We start from the raw sequence: 26824 nt of genomic DNA, 5'->3' as shown, positions 1-26824 counted from the left end.
ATATCTTAAATAGCATGCTTGGTATCTGTGTCTCGTATTTACCAAGAAGCCCTGATTTCAATGAAGACGAGGTGTCGCGTTGCCGTAAAGCCCAAAAGCTCTGCTTGCGGATGGGGGCGATAGGCCCAATGCCGGTCTGGCCGGCACATCGGCTTTGTCATCGGTGCTGCGCCAATGGCAGAGAACCGATGCAGCCTCGCCGCCGAGCCGACAGACTGTCAAAACCGCCAGGCTCAGTCCCGGGCGTTGAATGCCCTGTGATAACTCACTTCGCCTTGTGGCGGCGGGCCTTTGAAAGACAGGGCTTGAAAGTACTCGGCAGGCACTCCGGGCAGCACCAGGCCCTGTACCGTCCGGAAACCAAAGCGCCGGTAGTAGTCAGGATCACCAAGCAGCACGCATCCCTGCGCAGACTGCGCTTGCAGAGCGCTGATGGCTGCCTGCATGAGCGCACTGCCAATACCCTGTCGCTGTCTTTGGGGAATGACGGAGATGGGTCCCAGGCCAAACCAGTGCTGGCTGCCGTCGCTGATGTTGACGGGTGAGATGGCGACATGGCCGACGATTTGCTCGTCAATCTCTGCGACAAGGGACAGGGCAAGTGCCCCGGCTGCGCGCAGCTCACGCACGATGAAATGCTCGGTGTGATCGGTATGCGGTGCGTCCTTGAAGGCCTGGATCGTCACCTGCTCGATGGCCTCGGCATCGGTGGGCAGTTCTGCTCGGATATGCATGGGTTGGATTGGGCCCTAGAAAAATCCCGGGAAAAGGCCAATTCGGCCCATCAGCCTATTGAAACTGCTTTCTCGAAGCTGCGGAACAAAAAAACCGCCCGAAGGCGGGTCTTTGCGGCGGGGCCTGCTGGGTGATTACACACCGGCTACTTCAATGCCCTTGAATTCCCCGGTCGCAATCTTTTCCTTCCAGATGGCGGGGCCGGTGATATGGGCGCTGGTGCCGCCGGCATCCACGGCCACCGTGACAGGCATGTCGACCACGTCGAATTCATAGATGGCTTCCATGCCCAAGTCTTCAAAGCCCACCACCTTGGCTTGCTTGATGGCCTTGGAGACCAGGTAGGCGGCGCCGCCCACGGCCATCAGGTAAGCGCTCTTGTGCTTCTTGATGGCCTCGATGGCGACAGGGCCGCGCTCGGACTTGCCGATCATGGAGATCAGGCCGGTCTGGGACAGCATCATGTCGGTGAACTTGTCCATGCGGGTGGCCGTGGTGGGGCCTGCAGGGCCAACCACTTCGTCGCGAACGGGGTCCACGGGGCCGACGTAGTAGATCACGCGGTTGGTGAAGTCCACGGGCAGCTTTTCGCCCTTGGCCAGCATGTCCTGGATGCGCTTGTGGGCAGCATCACGGCCGGTCAGCATCTTGCCGTTGAGCAGCAGTGTGTCACCGGGCTTCCAGCTGGCCACTTCTTCCTTGGTCAGATTGTTCAAATCGACCTTCTTGGACTTGTTGTAGTCGGGGTGCCAGTCGATCTTGGGCCAGGTGTCCAGCGAGGGGGCATCCAGGTGCACGGGGCCGGAGCCGTCCATCACAAAGTGGGCGTGGCGGGTGGCTGCACAGTTGGGAATCATGGCCACGGGCTTGGAGGCCGCGTGCGTGGGGTACATGTTGATCTTGACGTCCAGCACCGTGGTCAGGCCGCCCAGGCCTTGGGCGCCGATGCCCAGGGCGTTGATCTTCTCGAACAGCTCCAGACGCAGCTTTTCCACGTCGTCGAGCTCTGCACCGCTGGCAGCTTTTTGCTGCAGCTCGTACATGTTGAGGTCTTCCATCAGGCTTTCCTTGGCCAGCAGGACTGCCTTTTCAGCCGTGCCGCCGATGCCGATGCCCAGCATGCCGGGCGGGCACCAGCCTGCGCCCATGGTGGGGACGGTCTTCAGAACCCAGTCCACGATGTTGTCGCTGGGGTTCATCATGATCATCTTGGACTTGTTCTCGGAGCCGCCGCCCTTGGCGGCCACGGTCACGTCCACCTTGTCGCCGGGCACGATCTGCACATTGATCACGGCGGGGGTGTTGTCCTTGGTGTTCTTGCGCTTGAACTGGGGGTCGGCCACGACGGAGGCGCGCAGCGTGTTGTCGGGGTGGTTGTAGCCACGGCGCACGCCTTCGTTGATGGCGTCTTCCAGCCCCATGGTGAAGCCTTCCCACTTGACGTCCATGCCCACTTTCAGGAACACGTTGACGATGCCGGTGTCCTGGCAGATGGGGCGCTGGCCGGTGGCCGCCATCTTGGAGTTTGTGAGGATCTGAGCCATCGCATCCTTGGCCGCAGGGCTTTGCTCGCGTTCATAGGCGCGGGCCAGATGCTGGATGAAATCCGGCGTGTGGTAGTAGCTGATGTACTGGAGGGCACCTGCGATCGAATCGATCAGGTCCTGCTGGCGGATGGAGGTGGTCATCGTGAAGCTTCTCGGGGGTTGCAATCTGTACGCGTGGGGCACGTACGGTAAACCCATCGATTATCGGCCCAGACGGAAAATCTTGCAGCCATAACCCAGCAGTCTTATATATGACTGCTGGGTGCTGTGCGGCGCTCAGCTGGTCAGTGCACCGAGGATGGAGGCCGAGAAATCGGCCTGGCCGCCTCGGCGATCGTCTCTGGCCCAGGCCAGAAGGCTGTCCGCCGGCATGGGGCGCGCATAGAAGTAGCCCTGAAGCTCATCGCATTGCATGTCGATCAGAATGTCCCGCTGGCCCGCAGTTTCCACACCTTCGGCCACCACGCGCAGGCCCAGGGCATGGGCCAGGCGCACGACGGCGTGCACCACGGCGCGGGCATCTTCCTCGGTTTCCAGGTCGCGGATGAAGCTGCGGTCGATCTTCAACTGCTGGGCGGGAAGCTGACGCAGATAGTTGAGGCTGGAGTAGCCGGTGCCAAAGTCGTCGATCGAGAGAAAGATGCCGATGCTGCGCAATTCCTCGATTGCACGCTGCGTGGCCTGGGTGTCTTCCATCGCCACGGATTCGGTGATCTCGCACAGCAGCTGGCTGGCCTGTACATCGTGGCGCAGCAGCGTCTGGGTGATGCGATCTGCCAGGCCGCTTTCGCGCAACTGGTGCACGGAGAGATTGATCGCCACCCGCATCTGCAGTCCCATATTGCGCCACTGGGCCAGCTGGCGGCAGGCTTCTTCGATCACCCAGTTGCCGAGGCTGTTGATGATGCCGAAGCGCTCGGCCAGGGGGATGAAGATATCGGGCGCAATCATGCCGCGTTCGGGATGAGCCCAGCGCAGCAGTGCCTCTACCCCGATGATGTTGCCGCGCTCGCTGTCGATCTTGGGTTGGTAATGCAGCTCTATCTGACCGCGTTGAATGGCGTAGCGCAGGTCGTTTTGAAGTTCCAGCTGCTCGGATGCATCGCTGCCCATATGTGGCTCGAACACTGCAAAACCGTTGCCGCCATTGCGTTTGGCTGCGTACATGGCGGCATCGGCGTTGGCGATCAGGTGGTCGCGGTCACCATGGTCGGGAAAGGCCACGATGCCAATGGAGCAGGTGATCTGCAGCTCCTTGTTGCCTAGCCGAAAGGGCTGACTAAGCGCCTTGAGAATTCGGTTGGCTACTGCCATGCATGCGGCCACGTCCTGGGTGTCTTCCAGCAGCACCAGGAATTCATCCCCGCCCACGCGGGCCACGGTATCGCTGCTGCGGGCTTCCGCAGTCAGCCGCTCTGCGGCGCTGATGAGGATCTGATCGCCTGCGGCGTGGCCAAAGGAGTCATTGATGGGCTTGAATCCGTCCAGATCCACAAACAAGATTCCCAGCCGCTCCTTGATTCGTGAGCGGTTGGCGCGCTCCAGGCGCAGCAGGGCGTGGATGAGACGATCTTCAAACAGCAGGCGGTTGGGCAGATTGGTCAAAGGGTCTGCAAAGGCGCGCTGGCGCAACTCGGTATTGGCCAGTTGCAGCTTGGCATTGGTTTCCTGCAGCGATTGATTGAGCTTGAAGGCAGTGCTTTGCAGGCGGGCATCTAGCAAGGTGCTGAACATCGCCGCAATCAGCAGCATGACCGTGGTGATGATGATGATGGTGGTGAGCTCGGGGCCGCTCAGGGCTTCCGCACTCAGGCAGACCGAGCCACTGGCAAAGCTGGCTGCCGACATCCCGGTGTAGTGCATGCCGCAGATGGCAAAGCCCATGAGCAGTGCCGCCGATGTCTGAAATAGCCACAGCCGCTTGCCGGAGAGCGAAAACAGCGCGCGAAACAGAGTCAGCGCCGTGGCCGAGGCCAGTACTGCGACCAGAGCGGAGGTCGCCACCAGCGGCCAGTCCCAGGCAATCGGGATGGACATCTCGATGGCGAGCATGCCCAGGTAGTGCATGGCGCAGATGCCGCCGCCCATGAGCAGCGAGGCGCCCAGAAAATGAGGCCAGCGGTATTCGACCCGGGTTGCCACTCCAAAGGCCAATGCCGATGCCGAGACTGCCGCGACCCAGGAGGCCAGCGTCAGAGCACCGCCGTAGCCCAGTGTGATGGGCAGCTCAAACGCCTGCATGCCGATGAAGTGCATGGCCCAGACCCCCGTGCCCATCACCATGGCGCCGATGGCCCACCAGATGCGTCCGATTCTGCCTGAGGCCATGCGCATGCGACGGACCAGGCCCAGCGTCACAAAAGAGGCAAATACCGCGATGACGATGGAGACACACACCATCATCGTGCTGTAACTTGATGTCATGACGGTGGTGGCGATGGGGGTGGAAAGATCAGTGAACATTGATGTGGCGGGCCCGCAAGGCCGGTCGGATTCTCTGCCCGATATTGATTTAATGTAACTATGTATGTCTGGCCTTGCCGGCGCAGGGGTGTTGGCTCGATTGTGCTTGCCGCCTGTCGGGCTGAGCTAGCATGGATCGGTTGTGGAAGTGGCCTGCCTGGCGGTGGGCCGACTTCCGTTTGCGGCCAACGGCAGCCAGATTTCTTCAGCCAGCTGCGCCGAGTTGTATTGCAAGGAGCGATTCCATGACAGTCACCCGCCAGGAAAAAGATACTTTTGGCCTGATCGATGTACCCGCCAACAAGCTTTGGGGCGCGCAGACGCAGCGCTCGCTGCAGAATTTTGACATCAGCGGCGAGCAGCAACCGCGTGAAATCATTGCTGCGCTGGCGCAGGTCAAAAAGGCCTCCGCCAGCGTCAACCAGGCGCTGGGTCTGCTGGACGAAAGAAAATCCAGAGCCATCAATTCGGCCGCCGATGAGGTGCTAGCGGGCAAGCACCCCGATGAGTTCCCCCTGGTGGTCTGGCAGACCGGCTCCGGCACGCAGACCAATATGAACGTCAACGAGGTGCTGGCCAACCGGGCCAGCGAGCTGATGGGCGGCGAGCGCGGTGAAGCCCGTCTGGTGCACCCGAATGACGATGTGAACAAGAGCCAGTCCAGCAACGATGTCTATCCCACGGCCATGCATGTGGCGGCGGTGACGGCCATTGAGCACAAGCTGCTGCCTGCCATCGCCAAGCTGCGACTCACGCTGCTGGCCAAGAGCGAAGCCTTTGCCGATATCGTCAAGATCGGTCGCACGCATTTGCAGGACGCCACGCCGCTGACGCTGGGTCAGGAAATATCCGGCTGGGTGGCCCAGCTGGCCCATGGCGAAGCCCATGTGCGGGCCGCATTGCCGCATCTGTATGAGCTGGCTCTGGGAGGAACGGCCGTGGGTACGGGGCTGAATGCCCCCAAGGGCTACGCCGAAGGCGTGGCGGCGGAACTGGCCAGACTGACGGGCTCCCCGTTTGTCACCTCGCCCAATAAGTTCGAGTCTCTGGCGAGCTGCGACGGCTTGGTTTATGCGCATGGTGCTCTCAAGACGCTGGCCGCAAGCCTGATGAAAATCGCCAACGACGTGCGCTGGCTGGCATCCGGGCCGCGCAGCGGCCTGGGCGAAATCTCGATCCCGGAGAACGAGCCGGGTTCGTCCATCATGCCGGGCAAGGTCAACCCCACGCAGTCCGAAGCCGTGACCATGCTTTGTGCCCAGGTGTTCGGCAACGATGTGGCCATCAATTTCGGCGGAGCCTCGGGCAATTTCGAGCTCAACGTGTTTCGCCCAATGGTGGCGCACAACTTTTTGCAAAGCGTGCGTCTGCTGGCCGATGGCATGCTCAGTTTCAATGATCACTGTGCCGTGGGCATAGAGCCTAACCGCGCGCGCATCGAAGAGCTGGTGGGCCGTTCGCTGATGTTGGTGACGGCGCTCAACACCCATATCGGCTACGACAAGGCTGCCTATATCGCCAAGAAGGCGCACAAAGAGGGTACGAGCCTGCGCGAAGCCGCCATTGCCAGCGGACATGTGACGGGCGAGCAGTTTGACCAGTGGGTGGTGCCTGCAAATATGGTGGGTAATCTCTGAAGATTGGTGAGCGCTGACTGTTTTTGAAAAAGAGCCCGCAAGTCGGGCTCTTTTCTTTTGCCTTGCGTCTGCCCACAATGGCTGATCTCAATCAAGGGAGTCGGCATGAGCGCGCAGCAGCACCTGGAGCAGGTATCCCTTTCCGATCTGCGCCCTACGCAGATGACGGTGGGCGCGGCGGAGGTGGCGCTCAAGCGCGCCGAGTGGGCCAGGCTCAAACCCAAGGCGCGGGGCAAGCTGCTGCTCAGCCACTGGTTTCCGGCGGTCAAAGGCCCCAAGGGGCTGCACTACATCGTCGACCACCACCATCTGGGGCAAGCGTTGTGGCAGGAGCAGGTGACATCGGTCTGGGTTATGCAACTGGCGGACTTCAGCGCCATGGAGATGGGTATGTTCTGGCGGCTCATGGAGTTTCACCAGTGGGCCCATCCGTACAACGACAAGGGCGAGCGCTGTGAGTTCTCGGCCATTCCCAAGCAGCTTGAGCGACTCAAGGACGACCCCTATCGCAGCCTGGCCGGAGAGGTGCGCAAGGCCGGTGGTTATGCCAAAGAGGCTGCACCCTATACCGAATTTCTCTTGGCCGATTTCTTTCGCCCGCTGTTTCGCAAAAGCGATCTGCGCAGCAGCGGCGGGCAAGGCCTGCCTGAATCGCTGGTGACCGAGGCTGTGGCACTAGCGCGCAACCCCAAGGCGCAGTTTTTGCCCGGCTGGTCAGGTGTGACCAGCAATCTGCACAAGCCTTTATGACTGCGCGCTGGATGCTTGCCGGCGCGGACTGGATTGCGGGCCTGTCTATCGCGGGGCTGCTGCTGCCCGAGGCCGTGGCCTATTCTGGCATTGCCGGTGCGCCGCCCCAGGCCGGGGTGATTGCGCTGTTTGCGGGCTTGCTGGTCTATGGGCTGCTCGGTACCAGCCGCTTTGCGATTGTGTCGTCGACCTCATCCTCAGCGGCTGTGCTGCTGGCTGCCACGGGCTCGGTGCTGCATGTCTCGGCCGATCATCGCGCGCTCATGGGTGTGGCTATGGTGCTGGTTGCTGGTGTGATGTTTGTGCTGGCGGGCCTGCTGCGGCTGGGCGGCATCTCGCAATTCATTGCCAAGCCCGTGCTGCGCGGCTTTGCCATTGGTCTGGCGCTGACCATTGTGGTCAAGCAACTGCCATTGGCTGTGGGCGTGCATCCCGCGCACAGCGACTTTCTGCATTTCAGCAGGGACTTGATCGTGCTGCTTCCGCACTGGAACTGGTATGGCCTGACTATGCTGCTTGTGGCCTTGCTGGCGCTGCGGCTTCTGGCGCGGTGGAAGGCCGTGCCCGGTGCTTTGTTGGTGATTGCAGCGGGCATTGCGCTCGATGCACTGGGCTTTTGCAGGAGCTGGGGCATAGCGCCTGTGGGTTCGCTGCAACTGGGTGCTGCGCATCTGGCCCTGCCTGAGCTGGACTGGGCCGACTGGCTGCGCGTGGGGCAGCTGGCTGTGGCGCTGGCCTTGATTCTGTATGCCGAGTCATACAGCTCCATCCGCTCGCTGGCGCTGCGCCATGGCGATGGGGTGAACAGTAACCGCGATCTGCTGGCGCTGGGCGGCGCCAATATGGCCTCGGCCTTGTTTCAGGGCCTGCCTGTGGGTGCGGGGTTTTCGGCCAGCTCGGCCAATGAGGTGGCTGGCGCGCAGACCAAGGCCGCAGGCCTGATTGCCTGCGCCGTGGTGGCCGTGCTGGTGTGGCAGGTGCTGCCCTGGATGGAGCGAATCCCTGAGCCCTTGCTGGCCGCCATCGTCATTCATGCGGTGGCGCATTCGCTCAACTGGCGCACGCTGCAGCCTTATTTCATCTGGCAGCGTGATCGCGCCGTGGCGCTCACAGCTTTTGCTGCCGTGATTGTGCTGGGTGTGCTTGATGGCCTGCTGCTGGCTATGGTGGTCAGCATTGTGATGCTGCTCAAGCGCATGGCCCAGTCCCATGTCAGCGAGCTGGGGCGGCTGGTGGGCAGCCATGATTTTGTGGACCGCCAGCGCCACCCAGAAGCGCAACCTGTGCCGGGTCTGCTGATTTTGCGGCCCGAGGAAAGCCTGTTCTTTGGCAATGCCGAGGCCGTGATGAGCGATATCCGCGCGCGCGTGGCGCAAGCTGCAGATGTGCATGCCGTGGTGCTGAGTCTGGAAGAAAGCCCTGATCTGGACAGCACCGGCATTGAGGCACTGGGCGAGCTGGCGCGTCAGCTGCAGCAAGCCGGGGTGCTGCTGCGGCTGGCCCGCGTCAAGGACAGTCTGCGCGAGCTGCTGCAGCGCGTGCAGATGCCGGGGCTCAACCCCGACTGCTATTCAGCCTGGAGTGTGGACGATGCCGTGCAGGCCTTGACCGCCGATTTTCACCAGGTGCCCGGCGGTGCCACGCAGCCTGCGTCTTCGATATAGACATGCTTGCCTTGCTCCAGCTCGTCGGCCAGTAGCTCCAGCCAGGCCGAGAAGCTGGGTGCAAACAAGCCCTTGGGGCCTGCCTCGTGATCAAACTCGATGATCTGGCCCGCATGGCCACCAGCCGCTGGCGCAAGGTCCAGCATGGCACCATCGCCGCAGTTGTCGGTCAGGGGAATACGCAGTGCATCCCAGTACACGGGGCGCAGGGGGCCTTGCAGATAGTCAGGGTGGTAGTCCGGGCCAAGCCCCCACCCTTCGCTCTTTTGCATGTCCGCATACATCTGCCAGACCTCCTGCATGCGCTGTGTGGACAGCAGCTCGCCAAAGTACAGCAGATAGGCCTCATTGGCCGCGCCGTTGTGCAGGGCCAGTGACTCACGCACATCGTCCGGCAGGCGCTGACCCAGGGCGGCTTCCAGCTCGGCCATTTCTGCCTCGCTGGCGCCATCGGCCAAGACCAGAGTGTCTTTGGGTGTGTTCTGGGCATACCAGGCGCCGATGCGCTGCCAGCTTTGGGCGATGGATGACATGGTGCTCCTAGAATCTGTTTGCTACTGAATATATAGCTGTTTACGATTTTCCATCAGGCGCTAGAGGCCGGTTTCATCTTGAGCGCGCTGCGAAAGCCCAACTGACCCACGATGCAGGCAATCAGCAGCACTGTAAAAGCCGATAGCGCCGGGCTGCCGCCCAGGCTGGCGCCAAAGGTGCACAGGCCGCCCACGGCCATCTGGGAGAAGCCGTAGACTCCGGCGGCCGACCCCGTCAAATCGCTGTGTACGCCCAGAGCCTTGGAGAGTGCGGCGGGGCTGGTCATGCCTGAGCCCAAGGTAAACAGCAGCATCAATGTCACTACGGCGGGTACGTTGATCAGCTGCAGCAGTGTCAGGACTACCAGTGCTGCCGCGCAGCCCAGGCTCAGCATATTACCGCCCAGTATCAGCCGCTCCAGCGGCCAGCGTTTGATGAGCTGGCGTGCCAGCGCATTGCCTGCTGCCATGCCGGCCATCAGCACCCCCAGGTAGATGCCAAGCTGCGCTTTGCTGGTGTGCAACTGCTCGATGAAGATGAACGGCGCTGCAGCAATAAAGGCGTACATGGATGTGGTGGCGCTACCGCCGCCTATGGCGAAGCCCAGAAACTGGGGTGAACCCAGCAAGGTTCGATAGTCATTGCGCACGGTGCGCCAGTTCAGCTTGCCGGTGGGGTGACCGGTCTCAGGAAGCAGGCGCCAGACTCCGATGGCCGTTAAAGCCCCCATGAGCGCCAGCACCGCAAAAATGATGCGCCAGCCGAACAGTGCATCCAGACCTGAGCCTATGGAGGGGGCGATGCCCGGGCCAATCATCATCATGAGATTGAGCAAGGCCAGGCTGCCTACGGCGGTTTCGGGTGTCGCAGTGTCGCGGGCAATGGCGCGGCCCAGTGCCAGGCCGGCGCAGCCGCCCAGAGCCTGAATCAGGCGCGCGCCAATCAGCATATTTGCGCTGGGGGCCAGAAAGGCCGCAAGGCTGGCGACGGTGTAGAGACACAAGCCGACAAGCAACAGGGGCCGGCGGCCCAGTGCATCCGACATGGGGCCGTAGATCAGCTGGCCCAGTGCCAGGCCGAGGATGTAGACGGTAATGGTTTGCTGCATCTGTCCGCTGCTGGCGCCGAAGTGGCGAGCTGCATCGGGCAGAGCCGGGATGAACATATGCATGGCCATGGTGCCAGCAATGGTGACCATGACCAGCAGCCAGAGCGGCGCTTTGCGGACAGGGGTGACAGGACTATGCATACAGTGAAATCCGAAACTAGCGGTGTGGGTTCTGTTGCGTGTGGCGCTAGTTCAGCTCTCGGGCTGGGAGCCCGCGCTGGCGCTCGCTTCCAGAGCAGCCATCTTTTCCAGCATGGCTTCCAGTGCATCCAGTGTGGCATCCAGCAGATCGGGGGGAAGCTCCTGCATGACTTCGCTGCGGACATCCGCCACGATTGTCTTGACGGTCTCGACCTGAAGTAGCCCGGCCGCCGTGAGCTGTATGCGCTTGACGCGCCGATCTGCATCATCGATGCGTTCCACCCAGCCTTGGGCCTGAAGGCCGTCAATCAGGCGCACGATGGAAGAGCTGTCCAGCGCCAGCGCCAGAGCAAGGTCCTTTTGCCGCATGGCACCCGCACTGCGCTCCAGGTGGACCAGGGGCAGCCACAGCGCCTGCGTCAGACCCGAGGGTGCCAGGACCTTGTCCAGCGTGCGGCGCCATTGCTTGTTGACCTGCGCCATGACGAACATGAGCTGACGCTGACGGCTGGGCAGTGAGGCGGTGTTGGACATTCCGAGTGCATTTAAATGGTTGGCATTCAAATTATTGCGCAAACACTATTTATCTTGTTAACAGGGTTTTAGACAAGGATGCGGTGGCCTGACTGTCGTCAGAGATGGCACCTTGTCGAATGTGCAGTGCATCGTCCAGATGGAGTGCGGATTTGCCTGTGATGTGAACAGCTTCTGCTTGCTCAACAATTTCCTGATTGTTGGCGGGAGAGATACGGCAAAACGACAACTCACCACAGGAGACAGACTCTATGCAAAGCCCTGCGTGCATTCGATCCCAGCACAGGCAAAACCGGCGTTTGGTGACCCTGGCCGTTGCAGGATTGCTGGGCTGGCTGTCCATACTGGCGCTGGCTGCGGAGCAGGTGGATGACGCTCATATTGAAGCCAATGCCAGGACTGGCAAGGACTGGCCAATTCATGGGCTGAACTATCAGGAAAATCGCTTCAGCCCGCTCAAGCAGATCCACAGTGGCAATGTGGACCAGTTGGGCCTGGCCTGGTCGTACAAGCTCGATTCGTCGCGTGGCGTGGAAGCCACACCCGTCGTGGTGAATGGCGTGATGTATGTCTCCGCTCCCTGGAGCGTGGTGCATGCGGTGGATGCACGCACGGGCAAGGCGCTGTGGACCTACGACCCACAGGTGCCCCGCGAGATGGCCTACAAGGGCTGCTGCGATGTGGTCAACCGCGGGGTGGCCGTCTACAAGGGCAAAGTGTTTGTGGGTGCCTTCGACGGGCGGCTGATTGCGCTTGACGCTGCCACGGGCCATCAGGTCTGGTCCACGGACACCATAGACAACAAGAATTTCTCATACACCATCACGGGTGCTCCGCGCGTGTTCAAGGGCAAGGTCTACATCGGCAATGGCGGCGCCGAATATGGTGCTCGCGGTTATGTGACGGCCTATGACGCGGAGACCGGCAAGCAGGTTTGGCGCTTTTATACCGTGCCAGGCGATCCAGCCCAGGCTTATGAGAGCAAGGCTCTGGAGGAGGCGGCCAAAACTTGGGACCCGGCAGGCAGGTATTGGGAGAGCGGTGGTGGCGGAACGGTCTGGAACTCGCTGGTGTTCGATCCTGAACTCAATCAGATGTATATCGGCGTGGGCAATGGCTCACCCTGGGCGCACCGCAAGCGAAGTCCCGCCGGGGGAGACAACCTCTATCTGGGCTCAATCGTGGCGCTGGATCCGGACACGGGTGCCTACCAATGGCATTACCAGGAAACACCGGGCGACAACTGGGACTTCACTTCCTCCCAGGACATCGTGCAGGCAGACATCAGGCTTGACGGCAAGCTGCGCAAGGTGCTGTTGCATGCGCCCAAGAATGGCTACTTTTTTGTGATCGATCGCCGGAACGGCCAATTCATCTCCGCGAGGAACTTTGTACCCGTGAACTGGGCCAGGTGCTATGACGCCAGGGGCCGCCCCATCATGGAGGAAGGCGTGCGCGTCGCGGGCAAGGCCGAGATCATTCCCGGCACGCTGGGAGCGCACAACTGGCATTCCATGGCCTATAGCCCCCAGACGGGGCTGGCCTATATTCCGGCCCAGCATATTCCCACGGCGATGGCCGACGATCCGGACTGGACCGGCTTCAATAGCAATACGCCGGGCCAGTTCATGAGTAATAACGGCTGGAACACAGGACGCGTGATGCTGGAGCCCCGCAGCCTGCCCTTTGGCAGATTGATTGCCTGGGACCCGGTACGGCAAAAAGAGGTCTGGCATCAAAAGCATGTCTCGCCCTGGAATGGCGGCACGCTGGTGACGGCCGGTGATCTGGTCTTTCAGGGAACGGCCGATGCACGGCTGGTGGCCTATCACGCCAGAAGCGGCAAAAAGCTCTGGGATGCCCCCATGGGCAGCGGCGTGATTGCGGCACCGGTGAGCTATGAACTGGACGGCAGGCAATATGTCTCGATTGCCGTGGGCTGGGGTGGTGCTTTTGGCCTGGGTGACCGCGTGGCCGACTTCAGGAGCCCCGGCACGGTCTATAGCTTTGCGCTCGGAGGCAAGGCCCCCATGCCGGAACGTGTGGCCTACCAGATGAATGCCCTGATCGGTGGACTCAAGTACGACCCGCAACTGGTGCCGGCGGGTGGCGCACTCTACAACAGCAACTGCATTGCCTGTCACGGCTACCCGGGCGTCAGCAAGGGCGGAGCCCTGCCTAGCCTGACCTATCTGCCTGCGTCCATGATTGACAATTTGGGCAGCTTCATCATCAACGGCCCGGCCACCTCACGCGGCATGCCCGATTTTGCGGGCAAGCTCAGCGATCAGGATGTGCAAAAGCTGCGCGCCTTCATTCTCGCAATGGCAGATGCTGTAAGGCCGGGCCTGCAGGCAGAAAAAGGCCGGTAGGCGCACTTGTCGGAAGACCCATTGTGTAAAAAAGCGACCTCTGAGATCGCCTTTGGCATGCAAGGATTGACGGCTTACAGCCCCAGCGACTTGAGCAGGTCGTCGGTATCGCTGGGCGCTGCAGCAGTATTTATAGCGGCAGACGCTTGACCAGATTGGGCTTCACGAGTCTGGGCCATGACCAGATCGGGGTCGGGCTTTTCCTGGGCTTCGAAGTCCTTGATCTTGATGAATTCCATGTGATCCACCGCCATCTCCAGATAGAAGATGTTGTTGTTGCCCGTGTAGAAGGTCACGCGGCGGGCTTCGGGGGCATCGAGGTTGGCATCCACGCTCAGATTGACTTGCTTGTTCAGGCGGATCATCTTGGGCTGGCTTTGCGCGATATAGGTCTGCAGCTCGCGCTGCACCTTGCTGGTGAAGTCGCCAACGACCTGATTCATCAGCTCGCCCATGACGTTGCTCACGTCATCCGAGGTGTAGGAGCTGGCCAGATCGCTCTCGGCCATGCCCATGGACAGCAGATAGCTGCGGTAGAGCTCCATGGCCGCATCGGCCGAGAAGTTGATGATGATGAGCGCAGAAAAGCCGCCATCGATCAGCACAAAGCAGCCGATATCGGGTTTGAGACTGGTCTTGGTGATGCGTTGCACCATGCCCGAGTACTGGATCGGGCACTGGGTGGCCGCCTGCAGCACGCGCGAGACAGAGTTGCACAGTGCAATCAGCACATCTTCGGTGCCGTGGACGATGGGGGCGTTGGGTTGGCTCATGGCTGCATTGGTTCAAGAGATGGCTGATTATGTATGCAACACTTTGTTGCATAGAGATATCTGCAGCAATTGCAGGCTGCCGCTGTCTGTTAACGTGCCTGCTTTTGAAAAATCAGAGGTATTCATGCAGAACAAGCTGTTGCGCCTGGCGGCCAGTGTCATTGTGGTGACGGGTTTGACCGCCTGTTCGAGCTTGTCCGGCATGACGGACAAGGTTTCCCAGACATGGGACAAGACCTGGACCGGTCTGACGGGCAAGAAGCAGGTTCAGACCCAGGCTGCGGTCAAGCAGACCGGCCTTGCACCCGCCGGCATCAAGGTCAGTGAGGACAGCGGGCGCTGGCAGGGCCTGTACAGCCTGGACGGCGAGACGGCCCGGTTTCAGGAATGTGAAAGCGGTCAGATCATCGGCGTGCTGCCCGAGGGCGACAGCGTGCTGCTGGAGCAGGCCTATCTGAACACGCGCAGCAGTGCCACCATCGCCATGCTGGCCGAGGTGCAGGGCAGGGTGGTGGAGCGCCCCGTGGCCGATCCGGTGCTGGCCCGGCAGGGGCGCAAGATGCTGGCGCTGCGGGTGGAGCGCTTTGTCGCCCTGTCCAGCCAGGCAGCCTGCCGCAATGCCAAGGCCAACTGGTAGGCAGCGGCCCGCTGTTCAAAGCACTTTTGATAGCTTCCAGCGCTTTGCCATCAAGCGCTGGAGTTGTTTTTGATACTTATTTGGCAGCGGCGCGCGCCTGCTCCAGCCAGCCGTCAAAAGTGTGCTGATGGGCCTTGATCCAGCCGTCCACATGGCGGCCGACATCGGCCTCGCTGCTCTCGCCCTGGCGCATGCGCATGTTCTGGGCGTTGATGTCCTCTATGGGCAGCTGCATCACGGCAAACAGCTTGGCAGCGGCCGGATTTTTCTCGGCCCAGGCCTTGTTGGCCAGGATGTATTGCTGATTGAGCCTGAAGCCGTAGTTCTTGCCATTGGGCAGCTGGGTCTGGTCTTCGCCCTGGGCACCGGGGATATTGGGTACCTCCAGCCAACTGACCTCCTTGCCCGGGCGCAGCACGGTGTTTACCCAGAACGGGGTCCAGACGTAGTAGAGAATGGGCTTGCCGCTTTTGTAGCGGGTGATGGTGTCGGCAATCAAGGCCTGGTAGTTGCCTTGCCTGTGGGTGATGCTGGACTCCAGATCCAGTCCCTTGAGATGCTTGTTGATGGCCAGCTCGCAGCCCCAGCCAGGGTTGCAGCCTGTCAGATCGGCCTTGCCGTCGCCATCGGTGTCGAACAGCGCTGCCAGCTTTGAGTCCTTGAGCTGCGTGATGCTGGTGATTTTGTACTTCTCGGCCGTGGCCTTGTCGATCAGATAGCCTTGCACCGCATTGCGCGAGTAAGTGCCGGCGCGATAGAAAGCCTTGTCTGCGCCATGGCTTTCATAGAAGGCGCGGTGCAGCGGTATCCAGTGAGTGGCGGTAAAGGTGGCGTCGCCCTGGGCCACGGCCACATGCTGGGTGCCGTTTTCCAGACTCTTGACGGGCTGTACCCGGTAGCCCAGCTTCTCCAGAGCGCGCGCAACCAGCAGGGTCTGGAACATTTCCTCATCCACCGTGCCCTTGAGCGGTTGCACCGAGACGCCTTTGCCGGGCAGGTCGCGAGAGTTCGTTTGCGCTTGTGCGGCAGCGGCGCCAAAGCTCAGCAAGGCGATGGCAGCCAGACAGCGGTATTGGTGCTGCAGGGGTGGGAGAGGGGAATGTGCGGGCTTGTTGCTGTGCATGAATACTCCTTGGGTGCTGGGTGCCTACCCCGAAATCGGCATGGAAAAAGCGAGAGGGTTGATGAAGGAAACGGCGCCCGAAGCCGGTTCGGCGCGCCGTTGGCGAATCAGGATTTCAGGGCTGCGGCCTTGGCCTGGGCAATCCAGGCGTCAAAAGTCTTCTGGTGGGCCTTGATCCAAGCATCCACATGGCGCTGGATATCTGCGGGCTTGCTTTCCCCTTCGCGCAGCAGCTGGTTCTGACGGCTGATGTCGTTGATGGGAATCTGCATGATCTCGAACAGCTTGCCGGCAGCCGGGTTCTGCTTGACCCAGAGCTTGTTGGCCACGATGTACTCGTTGTTGAGCGGAAAGCCGTAGTTGCGGCCATTGGGCAACTTGGTGTCGGTGCCGGCCTGCACGCCGGGCATGGAGGAGCGCGACACCTGCAGCCACACCACTTCCTGGCCGGGACGCAGCACGTTGCTGAGCCAGTAGGGCGTCCAAGCGTAGTACAGCACAGGCTTGCCGGCCTTGAAGCGCGCCAGCGTGTCGGCAATCAGGGCCGGATAGTTGCCCTGGGTGTAGCTGACGGTGTTTTCCAGACCGAAAGTCTTGATCTGGTGAGCCACCACAGCCTCGCCACCCCAGCCGGCGTTGGGGCCGATCAGATTGGCCTTGCCGTCGCCGTCGATATCGAACAGGGCCGCCAGTGCGGGATCTTTGAGCTGGTCGAGATGGGTGATTTGGTGTTTATCGGCCGTCTTCTTGTCGATCATGTAGCCCTGCGCGGCACCGGCTGCATACACGCCCTTGCGCGAGAGCTTGGCGTCGCCGCCGGCCTGCTGATAGAACTCGGCGTGGTGCGGGTTCCAGTGGTTGGCCATGAAGCTGGCATCGCCATTGGCCACGGCCAAGTGGATCAGCGGGTAGTCCAGCTCTTGCCAGGGCTTGACCGTGTAGCCCAGTTGCTGCAGCGCCTTCATCACCAGCAGCGTCTGGAAGTTCTCCTCTGCCAGAGCGCTCTTGACAGGCTGCACGGTGATACCCTTGCCCGGAAGCGCATCGCTAGGCACATTCTGCCCGGCCGCCCAGCTCGATGTGTGGCCCAGACCCAGCGCCGCAGCGCCGGCAGTAGCCAGCATCAACTGGCGTCTGGTGTGTTGGCTTGAGGTCGGGGTCTGCACAGACTTGCTCATTGTTCTTGTCTCTCCTTGGTTTGGGTGGGCTTGCAGCCCGATGGAAAATGACACCCCACGCTCCCCACCGCGTGTGGTTCGCTGCCCCTCCAGGAGGGGCGTTTTTATCTTGGGGCGGCCTGGCGATAAAAAAACGGCGGCCGCGCAAGCGGTCGCCGTGATTCAGGGATTGTGATCAGGACTTCTTGGCAGCCGCCAGCGCCTGGCTGATCCAGCCGTCGAAAGTCTTCTGATGGGCCTTGATCCAGCCGTCGGTGTGACGCTCGATGTCGGAGGCCTTGTTCTGGCCCTGGCTCATCATGTAGTTCTGGGCGTTGATGTCGCCCACGGGCAGCTTGATGATTTCAAACAGCTTGGCTGCCGCAGGGTTCTGCTCGGCCCAGGCCTTGTTGGCCACGATTTGCTGGTTGTTGGCAATGAAGCCGTAGTTCTTGCCGTTGGCCAGCTTGGTGTCAGTGCCGGACTGCTCGCCGGGCAGCGCGGAGAACGGAACCTCCAGCCACACCACATCCTTGCCGGGCTTGAGCACATTGCTCACCCAATAGGGCGTCCAGGTGTAGTAGAGAATCGGCTTGCCCGCCTTGTAGCGGGTGATGGTGTCTGCCATCAGCGCCGAATAGGTGCCCTGCTTGTGGGTGACCGTGTCGCGAAGCTTGTAGGCGCCGAGCTGGTGCTCGATCATGGCCTCGCAGCCCCAGCCGGGCGTACAGCCCGTCAGGTCGGCCTTGCCGTCACCGTCGGTGTCGAAGAGCTTGGCGATCTCGGGGTTCTTGAGCTGGCCCAGATTCGTGATTTTGTGGGCATCGGCCGTCTTCTTGTCGATCAGATAGCCCTGAGCGGCATTGGCCGAGAACACGCCCTTGCGGTAGAGCTTGGCGTCGCCGCCTGCATTCTTGTAGTAGTCCGCGTGCAGCGGGTTCCAGTGATTGGCCATGAAGGTGGCGTCGCCGTTGGCCAGGGCAATATGGGCCGTGGGATATTCCACTTCCTTCATGGGCTGGACCTCGTAGCCCAGCTTTTCCAGGGCCTTCATGACGAGCTGGGTCTGGAAGCTTTCCTCGGCAATCGAGCTCTTGAGCGGCTGTACCTTGACGCCCTTGCCCGGCAGTTCGTCGGCGGCAAAGGCGCCGGTGCTGACCATGGACAAGGCCATGGAGGCTGCGGCCGTGCTGGCAAGCAGCCAGTGGCCCAGCCCATGGCGGATGCTGGCAGTGTGGTTGACTGTATTCATGCGTTCTCCTTGTTCTTGATTCAGATCGTCGCGGGCTTGGCGGCCTCGCTGTCGGGCTTTGGGGCCGGCGCAAAGCGTTTGCTGTGCAGGCGCATGACCAGACCGGCTGGGCCCGTGGCCCACCAGCGGGCACTGCCGCGCTTGGGCTCGCCCATGGCTTGGGTGATGCGGTCCAGCACGATGGCCAGCAGCACGATGCCCAGGCCGCCGACGGTGGCCAGACCCATGTCCAGACGGCCGATGCCGCGCAGCACCATCTGGCCCAGACCGCCGACGGCGATCATGGAAGCGATCACCACCATGGACAGAGACAGCATCAGCGCCTGGTTGATGCCCGCCATGATGGAAGGCATGGACAGCGGCAGCTGCACCTTCCACAGCAACTGGGCAGGCGATGCACCGTAGGCACGGCTGGCCTCGATCAGGTCGGGGCGTACCTGGCGGATGCCCAGATTGGTCAGTCGGATCAGCGGCGGCAGCGCAAACACAATCGTCACGATCACTCCGGGCACGTTGCCGATACCGAACAGCATGACCACAGGCACCAGATAGACGAAGGCCGGCGTGGTCTGCATGGCGTCCAGCAGCGGGCGCGTCCAGCGCTGGGCTCGGTCGCTGCTGGCCAGCAAGATGCCGACGGGCAGGCCGATCACGATGCAAAAGAACAGCGAGGTCAGAACCAGGGCCAGCGTGACCATGGCTTCGGACCAGATGCCCAGCAGGGCCACAATCAGCAGCGATACTGCCGAGCCAATGGCCAGCTTGCGGCCCGCAAACTGCCAGGCCAGAAGGGCGATCAGCAGCACCAGCGCGGGCATGGGAATGGTCTGCAGTACATCGGTCACGCCGTTGAGCGTGGCGTCGATGGGGGTGCGCACTGCCTGGAAGAAGGGGCGGAAATGATCGACCACCCAGGTCAGGCCGTTGTTGATCGAGTCCTGCACGGGCAGGCCTTCGGTGGTGATCTGGTGCCAGAGCTGGCCTATGCCGCCGTCATGCTCGGGCACATCGGTGGGCGAGGGGGCGCTGAGCCAGTCGGTACTGCTGGCCTGGCTAGCAGCATCTCCGCCGCTCCAGGCATCAGTACTTGAGTCGGCACCCGCGTCGGCATAGGAGGCAGCCCAGGGATCGGCATCTGCCGCCGAGCTAGTGACATTGGCGCTGGCCGGCTCGGTGGCGGGCGCAGAGGCTGCGGCCCACGGGTCGTCAAAAGCCGCGCTGGTGGTTTCTGTGTTGGTATTGTTCAGTGCGTTATCGTTCAAATCGGCTCCCTTCTTTTAATGCGCTGCGTGCTGGGCAGCTTGCGTATTGGGCTTGGGCTGGAAGTGCTGATCCAGCGTGATGGGCGGAATTTCCTTCTGGGGTGGTGGCACCGGTGGGGTGGCGCGATCCAGGAACTTGAGCATCGTGGTGCGACTGATAACGCCCAGGTATTTGCCTTCTTCATCCACTACAGGCAGCGGGTAAGCCGGAGTGGCCACGGTGCCGAACAGCTCGGCCACCGGCGTGCTGCTGGCGATAGGCTGCACATCGGAGATGAAGGCGTGCTTGAGGCCCAGCATTCCTTCGTGGCCGTGCAGCGCATCGCGCAGCGACTGCGACGAGACCACGCCCAGAAAGCGCTTGCGTGCATTGAGCACATAGGCGTAATCGCGGTCGGAGTCCTCCAGCAGGCGAAGCGCGGCGCGGCAGCCGCGGTCGCTGTGCTCTGAAATCACGGTCAGCGCCTGGCGGGCGATGTCGGAGGCCTTGAACACGGCTGCGGCATCCACGCCCTGAATGAAGGTGCGCACATAGTCGTTGGCCGGGTTGCGCAGAATCTCGTCGGGCGTGCCGACCTGCTGCACCATGCCGTCCTTCATGATGGCGATGCGGTCGCCAATGCGCATGGCTTCGTCCAGATCGTGAGAAATGAAGACGATGGTGCGGCGCTTGATTTCCTGCAGGCGCAGAAGCTCGGACTGCATTTCGGTGCGGATGATGGGGTCCAGTGCCGAGAAGGCTTCGTCCATCAGCAGGATGGATGGGTCGGACGCCAGCGCACGGGCCAAGCCTACGCGCTGCTGCATGCCGCCGGAGAGCTCGTCGGGGTAGCTGGCGCCCCAGGCACCCAGGCCCACCTGCTCCAGGGCGTCCTGCGCCTGTTGCTGGCGCGTGGCGCGGTCCACGCCGGCGAGCTCCAGACCAAAAGCGGTGTTGTCCAGCACCGTGAGGTGGGGCATGAGAGCAAAGGACTGGAACACCATGGAGATGTCCTTGCGGCGCAGTGCACGCAGTTGCTTGTCATTGAGCGCATTGATGTCCTGGCCGTCGACCAGGATGCGGCCGCTGGTGGGCTCAATCAGGCGATTGAGCATGCGCACCAGGGTGGACTTGCCCGAGCCCGAAAGGCCCATGACGACAAAGATTTCACCGGCTTCAATGGTGAAGTCGGCATCGAACACGCCGATGGATTGCCCGGTCTGGGCGAGGATCTCCTGCTTGCTCCGGCCCTGTTTCACAAGGTTGAGAGCGGTTTTCGGATCGTTGCCGAAGACCTTGAAGACATGATCGATAGCGATTTGCTTGGCCACTGTGGCGTTCTCCTTTTTGATGGGATGGAACACAGTCCAGCGCCCACGACCGGTAATGCCGGTGGGCGCTGGCGCACAAGCCAAAATAAAAGCCCTGATGCCGCAGCCCAGCCCGGTCTGGTGAACGGGACTGTGCAATGCAGATGGCGCAGCGATGGCGCCGAGTTTTCAGCCCGGATGGCACAGCCAGGTGTGCGCAAGAGCTGGCAAATTGGAAGAAGCAGCTGGCTGGCAGAGCAGGTACCGACTGGCACGCATCTGCACGGCTTCTTGTCAGGCCAACCCCGGCACATCGGCCGGGGAGAGCCCCCTACATCAGGGCCGTGTTTCGGCCCGGTTGACGGGGCTGCGCCAAAGAGCGGCAAGCGCTCTTGAATTGACACAACGATCCGCCGGGAAGTGAGTCAACCGCATCTCAACAATGCGGTGACGACCTGCGCGGCAGGTTGTAAATGACTTTTTAATATATCGAATTGGGTTTTATGCGTCAAATGGAGCTGTAAGCTTTGCCGCCTGTATCCGCCGGAAATGGTGCGGCTGAAACATTCGCATACGTAAAAATAAAGGGCACAAGTTCTTGATAGATAAGGACTTATGCCGAATTGACGGCTTGTTTTTGACGGTTGTCAGCTTTTGACGAGCTTTGCGCTTGCTCAAGGCATGAAAAAAGCCCCTTCATGGACAACCATGCGGGGCTTTTTTGGGGGAGGAGTGCGGCTTCAGTGGTGAGCGCTTTGGGTGAGCTTGTCCGTCAGCGCGATGGCCAGTGCGCTGAGCAGGAAGACCACATGGATGATGGTTTGCCACATCAGCACCTGGACTTCATAGCTGCCGGCATTGATGAAGCTCTTGAGCAGGTGGATGGAGCTGATGCCGATGATGGACAGCGCCAGCTTGACCTTGAGCACCGAGGCATTCACATGACTCAGCCACTCGGGCTGGTCGGGATGGGACTCCAGGCCCATGCGGCTGACAAAGGTTTCGTAGCCCCCCACGATGACCATGATCAGCAGATTGGAGATCATGACCACATCGATCAGGGCCAGTACCACCAGCATGATGATGGTTTCGTTCAGATGGGTGATCTGGACATCGCTTTTGTAGCCAATATTGGTGATCAGGGCATGCAGGGCTTCCTGATTGCCGAAGACTGCCTCCACCAGATGCCAGAGTTCCAGGAGAAAGTGCCAGACATAGACACCCTGGGCGGCAATCAGACCTAAGTACAGTGGCAATTGCAGCCAGCGGCTGGCAAAGATCAGCGAGGGCAAGGGGCGCAATGCGCCAGAGGGCTGGTAGCCGCCATGCGGCGTGTGTTGGGTGGAGTTGCCTGCTTCGTCGGAAGGGATGCGGCTCATGATGTGTATGCGGGGCGGACTGGGTGCGATGGGGGGCAACGGGATGCCGCCACCTTGTAAGACTGGTTTTGCTGGGGCCGCATCCCGGACTGCCTGCGCCTTCGAGAGCAGGCCGCAACGTGGGCCCCGGCTTCAGCAGCAGCAGGTGCGCGATTCTAAGGGTTTGTTCCGGGGTGTTTTGAGAAAAGTGCAGGCAAATCAACACCAAGCAGGCGCTTTCTGCTGCAAAAATGGGAGCGAATGACGGGCTTGATGGCGTGCAAAAGCCGCTTCTCAATTTCAGTCAGTGGGGTGTAAGACCGAGCCTTGACAGTACACCCACAATTATTTCATTGCTTATGCATCAGGAGACAAAACGATGAGCGCTTCGACATCAACCATCGAATCCGTACTGGTGGAAAACCGTGTGTTTCCGCCCCCAGCGGATTTCGCCGCCAAGGCCCGCATCTCGGGCATGGCGCAGTACCAGGCCTTGTGCGATGAAGCCGAACGCGACTATGAAGGCTATTGGGCACGTCTGGCCCGCGAGAACGTGAAGTGGACCAAGCCCTTCACCCAGGTGCTGGACCAGAGCAACCCGCCTTTCTACAAATGGTTTGCCGATGGCGAGCTCAACGCCAGCGCCAACTGCCTGGACAAACACATGGGCACGCCCGTGGAGAACAAGACGGCGATCATCTTTGAAGCCGACGGCGGCGAGGTCACCAAGGTCACTTACAAAGAGTTGCTTGCCCGCGTCAGCCAGTTCGCCAATGCGCTGAAGTCGCGTGGCGTGCAAAAGGGCGATCGTGTGCTGATCTACATGCCCATGACCATCGAGGGCGTGGTGGCCATGCAGGCTTGCGCACGTATCGGCGCCACACATTCCGTGGTGTTCGGCGGTTTCTCGGCCAAGGCCGTGCAGGAGCGCATCGTGGACGTGGGTGCCAGCCTGGTCGTCACTTCCAACTACCAGATGCGTGGCGGCAAGGAGCTGCCGCTCAAGGCCATCGTCGACGACGCGCTTGCGTTGGGCGGCTGCGAAGCCGTCAAGAGCGTGCTGGTCTATGAGCGCACGGCCAGTGCCTGCAATATGGTTGCGGGCCGCGACATCAGCTTCACCGATGCGCTGGCCGGTCAGTCCACCGAGTGCGAGGCCGTGCCCGTCAATGCCGAGCACCCGCTCTTCATCCTCTACACCAGCGGCTCCACCGGCAAGCCCAAGGGCGTGCAGCATGCCACCGGCGGCTATGTGCTGTGGGCCAAGCAGACCTTTGAATGGACCTTCGATGCCAGGGACAGCGATGTCTTCTGGTGTACGGCCGACATCGGCTGGATCACCGGCCACAGCTATGTGGCCTATGGCCCGCTGGCGGCCGGTGCCACGCAGATCGTCTTCGAAGGCGTGCCGACCTTCCCCAATGCGGGCCGCTTCTGGCAGATGATAGAGCGCCACCAGTGCAGCATCTTCTACACGGCGCCCACGGCCATCCGCTCGCTGATCAAGGCGGCGGACTCCGATCCCAGCGTCCACCCGAAGAACTGGAATCTGTCCAGCCTGCGTCTGCTGGGCTCGGTGGGCGAGCCCATCAACCCCGAGGCCTGGATTTGGTATCACAAGCATGTGGGCGGCGAGCGCTGCCCCATCGTGGACACGTTCTGGCAGACCGAGAACGGCGGCCACATGATCACGCCGCTGCCCGGTGCCACGCCTCTGGTGCCCGGCTCCTGCACCCTGCCTCTGCCCGGTATCACGGCGGCCATCGTCGACGAGGCCGGCAATGAGATTCCCAATGGCGCTGGCGGCATCCTGGTGGTGAAAAAGCCCTGGCCTTCGATGATTCGCACCATCTGGGGCGATCCCGAGCGCTTCAAGAAGAGCTACTTCCCCGACGAGCTCAAGGGCTACTACCTAGCCGGCGACGGTGCCGTGCGCAGCGAAGATCGCGGCTACTTCCGCATCACGGGCCGTATCGACGATGTGCTCAATGTCTCTGGCCACCGCATGGGCACCATGGAAATCGAGTCGGCCCTGGTGGCCAAGACCGATCTGGTGGCCGAAGCCGCCGTGGTCGGCCGTCCCGACGACCTGACCGGCGAAGCCATCTGCGCCTTTGTGGTGCTCAAGCGCGGCAAGCCCACGGGCGAAGAAGCCAGGCAGATCGCGGCCGAGCTGCGCAACTGGGTGGCCAAGGAGATCGGCCCGATTGCCAAGCCCAAGGACATTCGCTTCGGCGACAACCTGCCCAAGACCCGCAGCGGCAAGATCATGCGCCGCCTGCTTCGCTCGCTGGCCAAGGGCGAGGCGATTACCCAGGACACCAGCACCTTGGAGAATCCCGCAATCCTCGAGCAATTGTCGGAGACCAATTGAGCCGGCGAATACCGCTGATCTGAACGCATGATGATGACAAGGCCGCTGGAAACAGCGGCCTTGTCATTTCTGGCGCTTGCTGACGCAAGCCGGTGCGATCTTGGGTTAAAACAAGGTATTTCGGAGTACAAGGAAAAGAGTATGAACTTTCGCACCATCTGCATTGCCATCATCGTGACCCTGATTGCGGTGTTGGCTGCCTTCAACTGGACGGCGCTGTCCACGCCTGCCGCAGTTTCGTTGGGCGTGACCGAAATTCAGGCGCCGCTGGGCGTGCTCATGCTGGCGCTGACGATTTTGCTGAGCGTGTTCTTCATCGCCTATGTGCTGTGGATGCAGGGCTCGGTGCTGCTGGAGGCACGTCGCCACGCCAAGGAGATGCAGGCCCAGCGCGATCTGGCCGACAAGGCCGAGGCTTCGCGCTTCACCGAGCTGCGCAGCGTGCTCGAAGCACTGCATGCCAGGGACAAGGAAGAGGTGATGGCACGGCTCGATGTGCTGGAGGCACATCTGGTGCAGCGCGCCCAGGAGTCGGACAACAGCACGGCCGCCTATGTGGGGCAGCTGGAGCAGCAAGTGCATCAGATCAATCGCTGAAAATGCAATATTGATAGCTTCAATCGCTTTATTTACCAGCGATTGAGGCGTGTTTTGCATAAAAAAGCCGCTGCAATGCAGCGGCTTTTTCGTGGGGCGGGCCGAATTACTTCTTGTCGTTGCCCAACTGCGGCAGAGCGTTGGCGCTGCTCACGCTCAGCAGGCCAGCTTGCGAGTAGATGGCCAGCTTGGCGCGGGTGTCGATCAGGTCCAGGTTGCGCATGGTCAGCTGGCCGATGCGGTCGATGGGGCTGAAAGGCGCGTCCTCGACCTTTTCCATGGACAGGCGCTCGGGAGCGTAGGTCAGGTTGGGCGACTCGGTATTCAGGATGGAGTAGTCGTTGCCGCGGCGCAGCTCCAGCGTCACGGTGCCGGTTACGGCACGGGCCACCCAGCGCTGCGAGGCTTCACGCAGCATGATGGCCTGGGGGTCGAACCAACGGCCCTGGTACAGCAGACGGCCCAGGCGCAGGCCGTTGATGCGGTACTGCTCTATGGTGTCCTCGTTGTGGATGCCGGTCACCAGGCGCTCGTAGGCAATGTGCAGCAGGGCCATGCCGGGGGCTTCGTAGATGCCGCGGCTCTTGGCTTCGATGATGCGGTTTTCGATCTGGTCGCTCATGCCCAGGCCGTGGCGGCCACCGATGCGGTTCAGCTCCAGGAATACTTCCACGGCATCGGTGTATTCCTTGCCGTTGATGGCCACGGGGCGGCCTTCTTCGAAGGTGATGGAGACTTCTTCCGCCTTGACTTCGACTTCGGGCTTCCAGAATGCCACGCCCATGATGGGGTTCACGATGCGGATGCCGGAGTTCAGGAACTCCAGATCCTTGGCTTCGTGGGTGGCGCCCAGCATGTTGGAGTCGGTCGAGTAGGCCTTCTCGGCCGACATCTTGTAGCCGAAGCCCTCCTGGGTCATGAAGGCCGACATTTCGGCACGGCCGCCCAGCTCGTCGATGAAGTTGCTGTCCAGCCAGGGCTTGTAGATCTTCAGCGCCGGGTTGGTGAGCAGGCCGTAGCGGTAGAAGCGCTCGATGTCGTTGCCCTTGAAGGTCGAGCCGTCGCCCCAGATGTTGACGTCGTCTTCCTTCATGGCGGCCACCAGCATGGTGCCGGTCACGGCACGGCCCAGGGGCGTGGTGTTGAAGTAGGTGATGCCGCCGGTGGAAATGTGGAAAGCGCCGGACTGGATGGCGGCAATGCCTTCGTTGGCCAGCTGGGGACGGCAGTCGATCAGGCGGGCCTTTTCTGCGCCATATTCCATCGCCTTGCGGGGGATTTCGTCGTAATCGGCTTCGTCGGGCTGGCCCAGGTTGGCCGTGTAGGCGTAGGGCAGGGCACCCTTGTTCTTCATCCAGCGCAGGGCGGCAGAGGTGTCCAGGCCGCCGGAGAAGGCGATGCCGACCTTCTGGCCGACGGGAACATGTTGCAGAATGGTTTCCATGAGATTTCTCTTAAAAATGATAGCTGCAAGCGCTTTATGGGTAAGCGATTGGGGCTGAAAATGCTTGAAGTT

Annotated in this window: 21 protein-coding genes; 7 read left to right on the top strand and 14 right to left on the bottom strand. The window is 61.4% G+C overall.

Annotation, left to right across the window (positions count from 1 at the left end):
• Window positions 1-233 precede the first annotated feature (233 nt).
• The 3 genes from QYQ99_RS04855 to QYQ99_RS04845 form a co-directional block, all read right to left on the bottom strand.
• A complete protein-coding gene (locus QYQ99_RS04855) occupies window positions 234-734 on the bottom strand; it encodes a GNAT family N-acetyltransferase (RefSeq protein WP_302091657.1) in 501 nt (166 codons plus the stop codon).
• 135 nt (window positions 735-869) lie between these two features.
• Window positions 870-2423 carry a fumarate hydratase gene (locus QYQ99_RS04850; protein WP_003061052.1) on the bottom strand — a complete coding sequence of 518 codons (1554 nt, stop codon included), beginning with the start codon at window positions 2421-2423 and terminating at the stop codon, window positions 870-872.
• Between the two features lie 135 nt (window positions 2424-2558).
• Window positions 2559-4745: a putative bifunctional diguanylate cyclase/phosphodiesterase gene (locus tag QYQ99_RS04845; protein WP_302091656.1), complete on the bottom strand. Its 2187-nt coding sequence runs from the start codon at window positions 4743-4745 to the stop codon at window positions 2559-2561.
• A 245-nt stretch (window positions 4746-4990) separates the two neighbouring features.
• Here QYQ99_RS04845 and fumC point away from each other — a divergent pair, with 245 nt between their 5' ends.
• From fumC to QYQ99_RS04830, 3 genes are all read left to right on the top strand, one after another.
• Window positions 4991-6382 (top strand): class II fumarate hydratase, encoded by a 1392-nt coding sequence (fumC, locus tag QYQ99_RS04840; protein WP_302091655.1) that lies wholly within the window; start codon window positions 4991-4993, stop codon window positions 6380-6382.
• Between the two features lie 105 nt (window positions 6383-6487).
• Window positions 6488-7132 (top strand): ParB-like protein, encoded by a 645-nt coding sequence (locus QYQ99_RS04835; RefSeq protein WP_302091654.1) that lies wholly within the window; start codon window positions 6488-6490, stop codon window positions 7130-7132.
• Complete coding sequence (locus QYQ99_RS04830; RefSeq protein WP_302091653.1) at window positions 7129-8796, top strand: SulP family inorganic anion transporter; 1668 nt, start codon at window positions 7129-7131, stop codon at window positions 8794-8796. The genes QYQ99_RS04835 and QYQ99_RS04830 overlap by 4 nt, the downstream gene beginning before the upstream one ends.
• Here the strand turns inward: QYQ99_RS04830 and QYQ99_RS04825 are convergent.
• Genes QYQ99_RS04825 through QYQ99_RS04815 form a run of 3 tightly spaced genes read right to left on the bottom strand, consistent with a single transcriptional unit; the run spans window position 8751 to window position 11113 of the window.
• Window positions 8751-9329: an SMI1/KNR4 family protein gene (locus QYQ99_RS04825; RefSeq protein ID WP_302091652.1), complete on the bottom strand. Its 579-nt coding sequence runs from the start codon at window positions 9327-9329 to the stop codon at window positions 8751-8753. The two genes, QYQ99_RS04830 and QYQ99_RS04825, sit on opposite strands and share 46 nt — an antisense overlap.
• A 53-nt stretch (window positions 9330-9382) precedes the next feature.
• A complete protein-coding gene (locus tag QYQ99_RS04820) occupies window positions 9383-10579 on the bottom strand; it encodes a multidrug effflux MFS transporter (protein WP_302091651.1) in 1197 nt (398 codons plus the stop codon).
• 51 nt (window positions 10580-10630) lie between these two features.
• Window positions 10631-11113 (bottom strand): MarR family winged helix-turn-helix transcriptional regulator, encoded by a 483-nt coding sequence (locus tag QYQ99_RS04815; RefSeq protein ID WP_302091650.1) that lies wholly within the window; start codon window positions 11111-11113, stop codon window positions 10631-10633.
• 251 nt (window positions 11114-11364) lie between these two features.
• Here QYQ99_RS04815 and QYQ99_RS04810 point away from each other — a divergent pair, with 251 nt between their 5' ends.
• Window positions 11365-13485, top strand: coding sequence for a PQQ-dependent dehydrogenase, methanol/ethanol family (locus tag QYQ99_RS04810; protein ID WP_302091649.1), 2121 nt, complete (start codon window positions 11365-11367; stop codon window positions 13483-13485).
• 74 nt (window positions 13486-13559) lie between these two features.
• Here QYQ99_RS04810 and QYQ99_RS04805 read toward each other — a convergent pair whose 3' ends face one another.
• Window positions 13560-14258 (bottom strand): DUF3334 family protein, encoded by a 699-nt coding sequence (locus QYQ99_RS04805; protein WP_302091648.1) that lies wholly within the window; start codon window positions 14256-14258, stop codon window positions 13560-13562.
• Window positions 14259-14382: 124 nt separating this feature from the next.
• Between QYQ99_RS04805 and QYQ99_RS04800 the strand changes: the two genes are divergently transcribed.
• Complete coding sequence (locus QYQ99_RS04800) at window positions 14383-14895, top strand: hypothetical protein (protein WP_302091647.1); 513 nt, start codon at window positions 14383-14385, stop codon at window positions 14893-14895.
• 76 nt (window positions 14896-14971) lie between these two features.
• On the opposite strand, the gene proX (QYQ99_RS04795) is transcribed toward QYQ99_RS04800, so the two are convergent.
• From proX (QYQ99_RS04795) to QYQ99_RS04770, 6 genes are all read right to left on the bottom strand, one after another.
• On the bottom strand, window positions 14972-16018 hold the full coding sequence (proX, locus tag QYQ99_RS04795) for a glycine betaine/L-proline ABC transporter substrate-binding protein ProX (RefSeq protein ID WP_302091646.1): 1047 nt from the start codon (window positions 16016-16018) through the stop codon (window positions 14972-14974).
• Window positions 16019-16125: 107 nt separating this feature from the next.
• Window positions 16126-17196 (bottom strand): glycine betaine/L-proline ABC transporter substrate-binding protein ProX, encoded by a 1071-nt coding sequence (gene proX, locus QYQ99_RS04790; RefSeq protein ID WP_302091645.1) that lies wholly within the window; start codon window positions 17194-17196, stop codon window positions 16126-16128.
• Window positions 17197-17371: 175 nt separating this feature from the next.
• Window positions 17372-18427 (bottom strand): glycine betaine/L-proline ABC transporter substrate-binding protein ProX, encoded by a 1056-nt coding sequence (gene proX, locus QYQ99_RS04785; RefSeq protein WP_302091644.1) that lies wholly within the window; start codon window positions 18425-18427, stop codon window positions 17372-17374.
• Between the two features lie 20 nt (window positions 18428-18447).
• Window positions 18448-19689: a glycine betaine/L-proline ABC transporter permease ProW gene (gene proW / locus QYQ99_RS04780; RefSeq protein ID WP_302091643.1), complete on the bottom strand. Its 1242-nt coding sequence runs from the start codon at window positions 19687-19689 to the stop codon at window positions 18448-18450.
• Between the two features lie 15 nt (window positions 19690-19704).
• Entirely contained in the window at window positions 19705-21000 is a 1296-nt protein-coding gene (gene proV / locus QYQ99_RS04775; RefSeq protein ID WP_302091642.1) for a glycine betaine/L-proline ABC transporter ATP-binding protein ProV, read from the bottom strand.
• Window positions 21001-21719: 719 nt separating this feature from the next.
• Window positions 21720-22358 (bottom strand): YqhA family protein, encoded by a 639-nt coding sequence (locus QYQ99_RS04770; RefSeq protein ID WP_302091641.1) that lies wholly within the window; start codon window positions 22356-22358, stop codon window positions 21720-21722.
• A gap of 358 nt (window positions 22359-22716) precedes the next feature.
• Between QYQ99_RS04770 and acs the strand changes: the two genes are divergently transcribed.
• Window positions 22717-24711 (top strand): acetate--CoA ligase, encoded by a 1995-nt coding sequence (acs, locus tag QYQ99_RS04765; RefSeq protein ID WP_302091640.1) that lies wholly within the window; start codon window positions 22717-22719, stop codon window positions 24709-24711.
• A gap of 141 nt (window positions 24712-24852) precedes the next feature.
• On the top strand, window positions 24853-25308 hold the full coding sequence (locus QYQ99_RS04760; protein WP_302091639.1) for a LapA family protein: 456 nt from the start codon (window positions 24853-24855) through the stop codon (window positions 25306-25308).
• Window positions 25309-25414: 106 nt separating this feature from the next.
• Here the strand turns inward: QYQ99_RS04760 and argG are convergent, their stop codons facing one another.
• Window positions 25415-26752: an argininosuccinate synthase gene (gene argG, locus QYQ99_RS04755; protein ID WP_302091638.1), complete on the bottom strand. Its 1338-nt coding sequence runs from the start codon at window positions 26750-26752 to the stop codon at window positions 25415-25417.
• Between the last annotated feature and the right edge of the window lie 72 nt (window positions 26753-26824).

Source organism: Comamonas testosteroni (assembly GCF_030505195.1).
Lineage (GTDB): Bacteria > Pseudomonadota > Gammaproteobacteria > Burkholderiales > Burkholderiaceae_C > Comamonas > Comamonas testosteroni_G.
This window is presented reverse-complemented; position numbering and strand designations above follow the sequence as displayed.